The organism is Streptomyces sp. IBSBF 2435 (assembly GCF_036815005.1).
In the GTDB taxonomy this organism is placed as follows: Bacteria; Actinomycetota; Actinomycetes; order Streptomycetales; family Streptomycetaceae; genus Actinacidiphila.
The window spans coordinates 1-1105 of record NZ_JAJSYW010000386.1; the positions used below are offsets into that span (position 1 = coordinate 1).

The 1105-nt window shown below is 78.6% G+C and carries 1 protein-coding gene; it reads right to left on the bottom strand.

Annotated elements, in window-relative coordinates:
* Positions 1 to 57: 57 nt before the first annotated feature.
* On the bottom strand, positions 58 to 987 hold the full coding sequence (locus V7E46_RS33600) for a hypothetical protein (RefSeq protein WP_333771936.1): 930 nt from the start codon (positions 985 to 987) through the stop codon (positions 58 to 60).
* Positions 988 to 1105 lie beyond the last annotated feature (118 nt).

Sequence of the window (1105 nt, forward strand, 5' to 3'; positions counted from 1 at the left end):
GGGCCGGGGGCCTGCCGGAGGGTCGGCGGGCTCTCGGCGGGGCCGGGGCCTGCCGGCTCACAGCGGCGGGAGTCGCAGCGGCCCGGCGCCGGCCCGGGCGTCGCGGATGACGGTCGGCTCGTCGGTGAGGGCGCCGTCGAGGTCGGTCGTGACGGCCAGTACGTGGTTGCCCAGCCGGGCCGGGCCGCTCTCCTCCGAGCCGTCCCTGAAGACGACATGGGCCCGCAGCCGGTCCACCCGGCCGGTCACCAGCCGGGTGAGGCTCATGACGGCGGTCGCGCGGGCGCCGGGGCTCACCCGCGCCAGCCAGGCGTCGGCGCCGGCCGTGACCGCGGCCTCGTAGCGCTGCCACAGCGAAAAGGGGTGGACGAGGCTCAGTTCGAGCGCGCCCGCGGTGCCGAAGGAGGCCCGGTAGTACGGCCGCCGGCCGCTCAGCGCGGCCAGCCTGCGGGTGGCGGTGAGCCGCAGCAGGGTCGGCAGCGACGGGTCGCGGTCCCGCGGCAGGGCGCGTACGACCGCGGGGTCGGCGATCAGGACGGAGGTCGCGGGCGCGCCGGGCCGCCGGGCCAGGCAGTCGCGCAGGCCCGCCAGGAAGTCCGCGACCGTGTCGTTGGCCGGGTCGGCCGCGATCCACGGGTCGGCGACGAGGCGGCCGAGCCCGTGGACCTCGTAGCCGCCCCGGCGCAGGGCCGCGGCCAGCGCCCGCCACTCCCGGGCCGCGGCGAGGCCGTCCTCGATCGCCTCGCCGAGCTGCTCGGCGGTGGGCGCCGCCCGGTCCACCCGCAGGCGGACGAAGGCGTCGTGGTCGTCCAGCACCCGGAAGAGGATCTCGGCGCCGCCGGAAGCGGGGAAGCGAGGCCGCGCCGAGATCACCGCCAGACGGCCGGGGAAGCAGCGCTCGGCCGCGTCCGCCGCCAGGCGCCCGGACCGGCGGGCGGCAGGCGTTCCGGCCAGTCTGCCGAGCAGCATCACCGCCGAAACGATCATGTTCTGCCACCCCCCTCGACCTCGGCTGCGCCGAGGCTAACCGGGGGCGGCGGGGGGCCGCCTGAGCACGCGTACTCAACTCCGGGCAGGTAGTCCGCGCGGGGGGGGGGGGGCCGCG